Genomic DNA, 4,006 nt, shown 5'->3' with positions numbered 1-4,006 from the left:
GGGGCGCCGGTGCGCTCCCCCATGCGGATCCACGGACGTGTGCCGTAGATCGCGTCGCCGTTCACCTCCAGCCACGTGCCGAGCTCGCGCATCGCGCGACGCTGCAGCTCGGGGATCGAGCCGTCGGCCGCTGGGCCCACGTTGATCAGCAGGTTGCCGTTCTTCGCCACGACGTCGACGAGCAGGCGGATCAGCGCAGCGCCCGACAGCGAGTGCCGCTCGTCCTCGGCCTGGTTGAAGCCGAACGAGAAGCCGAGGCCGCGTCTCGAGCCATGAACCGTCGTTGAGCAGTCGCGCGTAGGAGACCTTGCCGGCGAGTTCCGGAAGATGCACGAAGCCCATCGGCCAGCTGAACAGACTCAGGTAGAGGCGGTTCCCGCTGCGTGTGTACACGCCCTCGCGCGGCGGAGTGAATGCCGCATGCCCGGCGCCGACCACGGCGCCACGGTGCAGGCGCATCCACTCACCGATCTCCCCCAGCGTCTGCGCATCGCGGGGCGCGATCGCCCCGCGTCCGTCCGGGCCGATGTTCAACAGCATGTTGCCACCCATCGAGACCGAGTCGACCAGCATCTGCACGAGCATGGTGGGGGACTTCTGATCGGTGTTGTCGCGGTGATAGCCCCACGACCCGTTGAGCGTCTGGCAGGCCTCCCAGGTCAGCGGCACGCCGTCACGCACGATCGGCGAGGTCGGCTGGTACTGCTCGGGGGTAACGAAGTCGGCCGGAATGCCCAGACGGTCGTTGACGAGCATGTTCGGCTGCAGCTCCCGGCACAGCGCGAGCAGCGCGGTGGCGTCCCAGTCGTCGGGTCCCTTGCCCGTTGAGCTCGGCGGCGCCCTCGTCATCGCGGCGCGGGTGGTTCCAGTCCACGGTGAAGTCGGGGTGATGCCAGTCGATGACCGAGTGGTAGAGCCCGACCTTGAGCCCCTCGGCCCGCAGCGCCTCCACGTACTCGCGCACGAGGTCGCGTCCGGTGTTCGCCACCGACGTGTAGTCGGTCAGCTTCGAGCCCCAGAGGCAGAAGCCGTCGTGGTGCTTCGTTGTGAGCACCACGTATCCCATGCCCGTCTCCTTCGCGGTGCGGGCGAGGGCCGCGGCGTCGAAGAGATCCGGGTCGAAGTGCTCGAAATACTGCCGGTAGTCCTCGTCGGTGAGGCGTTCGTAGTTCTGGACCCACTCGTGCCTGGCGGCGCCGCTGTAGAGGCCGAAGTGGACGAACATGCCGAACCGAGCCCGGTCAAACCATTCCTGTCGCATGTCTCCCATCCCGGCATAGACGTCGGATGTTTGCGCCTTGGGGTTCATCAGAAAACGAAGAACGGGCGCCCCCGAGGGGACGCCCGTTCTTTCGAGAATCGAATCAGCGAGCAGCGCTGCCGTCGACGTAGTCCTCGTCCTGCTGCTTCCATGCGAAGAGCGAACGCAGCTCCTTGCCGGTGACCTCGATCGGGTGCTGCTCCTCCTTGGCGCGCAGCGCCAGGAACTCCTCGGCACCGTTGTCCTGGTCGTCGATGAAGCGCTTCGCGAAGGCGCCGGACTGGATGTCGGCCAGCACACCCTTCATGCTCTCCTTGACGCGCTCGTCGATGACGCGCGGACCCGAGACGTAGTCGCCGAACTCGGCGGTGTCGGAGATCGACCAGCGCTGCTTGGCGATGCCGCCCTCCCACATCAGGTCGACGATCAGCTTGAGCTCGTGCAGAACCTCGAAGTACGCGATCTGCGGCTGGTAGCCCGCCTCGGTCAGGGTCTCGAAGCCGGCCTGCACCAGGTGGCTCACGCCGCCGCAGAGAACAGCCTGCTCACCGAACAGGTCGGTCTCGGTCTCTTCGGTGAAGGTGGTCTTGATGACACCGGCGCGGGTGCCACCGATGGCCTTCGCGTAGGAGAGCGCCAGGTCCCAGGCCTTGCCCGATGCGTCGCGCTCGACGGCGATGATGTCGGGGATGCCGCGGCCGGCGACGAACTCGCGACGGACCGTGTGGCCGGGAGCCTTCGGGGCGACCAGGATCACGTCGACGCCCTCGGGAGCGTCGATGTAGCCGAAGCGGATGTTGAAGCCGTGCGCGAAGGCGAGCGTCTTGCCGGCCGTGAGGTTCGGCGCGATCGACTCGCTGTAGATCGTGCGCTGGTGCTGGTCCGGCGCGAGGATCATGATGACGTCGGCCCACTCGGTGGCTTCGGCGACGGTCTTCACCGGGAAGCCGGCCTCCTCGGCCTTGGCGGCCGACTTGGAGCCCTCCTTGAGGGCGATCGCGACCTCGACACCCGAGTCGCGCAGGTTCTGCGCGTGGGCGTGGCCCTGCGAGCCGTAGCCGACGATCGCGACCTTCTTGCCCTGGATCAGGGACAGGTCTGCATCGGCGTCGTAGAAGATCTCGGTGCTCACTTTGTGTTTCTCCTTGTTCTTTGCGTTTCGTCTGGCTTCGCGTACTCGATGAGCGGCGAAAACTCGGTACTCAGGTTGGTCAGCCGCGCAGGACGCGCTCGGTGATGCTCTTGCCGCCACGGCCGATCGCGAGAAGACCCGACTGCGCGATCTCCTTGATCCCGAAGGGCTCGAGCGCGCGCAGCATGGCGTCGACCTTGCCCTTGTCGCCGGTCACCTCGATCACGAGGGCGTCGGAGGCGTAGTCGACCACCGAGGCGCGGAAGAGGTTCACGACCTCGATCACGTTCGATCGCGTGGCGTTGTCGGTGCGCACCTTCACGAGCATGTGCTCGCGCTGCACCGACGTGGCGAAGTCGAGCTCGACGATCTTGATCACGTTGATCAGCTTGTTGAGCTGCTTGGTGACCTGCTCGAGCGGGAGCTCGTCGACGTCGACGACGACGGTGATGCGGGAGATCCCCGGCACCTCCGTCACGCCGACGGCGAGGGAGTCGATGTTGAAGCCGCGGCGGGCGAAGAGCCCCGCGACACGGGTCAGCAGGCCGGGGGTGTTCTCCACCAGCAGGCTCAGCACGTGGGTCGACATGGATCAGTCCTCCTCGTCGAATGCGGGCGCGTGCTCGCGGGCGTACTGGACATAGCTGTTGCTGACTCCCTGCGGCACCATCGGCCACACCATGGAGTCGGCGCTCACGACGAAGTCGATCACCACGGGGCGGTCGTTCGTCTCTAGCGCGAGCTGGATGGCGGCGTCGACCTCCTCCTCCTTCTCCACGCGGATCGCGAGGCAGCCGTAGGCCTCGGCGAGCTTGACGAAGTCGGGGATGCGGATCGTGCCGTGACCGGTGTTGAGGTCGGTGTTCGAGTGACGGCCGTCGTAGAACAGCGTCTGCCACTGCCGCACCATGCCCAGCGACGAGTTGTTGATGATCGCGACCTTGATCGGGATGTTGTTGATCGTGCAGGTCGCGAGCTCCTGATTGGTCATCTGGAAGCAGCCGTCGCCGTCGATCGCCCAGACCGGACGCTCGGGCTGCGCCACCTTGGCCCCCATCGCTGCGGGAACCGAGTAACCCATCGTGCCGGCGCCGCCGGAGTTCAACCAGGCGTTCGGACGCTCGTACTTGATGAACTGCGCCGCCCACATCTGGTGCTGGCCGACGCCCGAGGCGAAGATGCCCTCGGGGCCGGTGAGCTCGCCGATCCGCTGGATCACGTACTGCGGGGCGAGGAGGCCGTCCGTGGTCGGCGCGTAGCCGAGCGGGAACTCGGTGCGCAGACCGTCGAGGTACGACCACCACTCGTCGATGTCGGGCTTGGTGCCTGCAGTCGCTCCGCGGAAGGCCGCATCGAGATCGGTGAGCACGTCGCGCACATCGCCGACGATCGGCACATCGGCTGTGCGGATCTTGGAGATCTCAGCCGGGTCGATGTCGACGTGGACGACCTTCGCGTTCGGCGCGAACAGTGCCGCCTTGCCCGTGGAAGCCTTCTTCCACACCTTCAACACGCTGCACGACCACAACAAGCAGGTCGTCATCACCAGCGATGTCGCCCCGAAGCACCTGACCGGGTTCGAAGACCGGATGCGCAGCCGCTTCGAGTGGGGT

At 66.4% G+C, this 4,006-nt stretch carries 3 protein-coding genes and 3 pseudogenes; 1 reads left to right on the top strand and 5 read right to left on the bottom strand.

The features are described from left to right. The 5 genes and pseudogenes from KZA10_RS09170 to KZA10_RS09150 all read right to left on the bottom strand — a co-directional run. Positions 1–209, bottom strand: a 209-nt coding sequence (locus tag KZA10_RS09170) for an alpha-L-fucosidase (RefSeq protein ID WP_256934640.1), incomplete at its 3' end; no start/stop codon positions are given. 52 nt (positions 210–261) lie between these two features. Then, positions 262–1,225, bottom strand: a pseudogene (locus tag KZA10_RS18720) (alpha-L-fucosidase); the annotation flags it as partial. Positions 1,226–1,364: 139 nt separating this feature from the next. After that, complete coding sequence (ilvC, locus tag KZA10_RS09160) at positions 1,365–2,513, bottom strand: ketol-acid reductoisomerase (RefSeq protein ID WP_268244449.1); 1,149 nt, start codon at positions 2,511–2,513, stop codon at positions 1,365–1,367. After that, positions 2,473–2,982: an acetolactate synthase small subunit gene (gene ilvN, locus KZA10_RS09155; RefSeq protein ID WP_017830816.1), complete on the bottom strand. Its 510-nt coding sequence runs from the start codon at positions 2,980–2,982 to the stop codon at positions 2,473–2,475. Before ilvN ends, ilvC begins: the two co-directional genes overlap by 41 nt. A gap of 3 nt (positions 2,983–2,985) precedes the next feature. Continuing rightward, a pseudogene (locus KZA10_RS09150) lies at positions 2,986–3,879 on the bottom strand (thiamine pyrophosphate-dependent enzyme); the annotation flags it as partial. Between the two features lies 1 nt (position 3,880). On the opposite strand from KZA10_RS09150, the pseudogene KZA10_RS09145 reads away from it, so the two are divergent. Further along, positions 3,881–4,006 (top strand): annotated as a pseudogene (locus KZA10_RS09145) (DnaA ATPase domain-containing protein); the annotation flags it as partial.

The organism is Microbacterium sp. BF1 (assembly GCF_019279095.1).
GTDB classification, from domain to species: Bacteria; Actinomycetota; Actinomycetes; order Actinomycetales; family Microbacteriaceae; genus Microbacterium; species Microbacterium maritypicum.
Note: the sequence above shows the minus strand (reverse complement) of the source record. Positions and strands in the feature narration are given on the sequence as shown.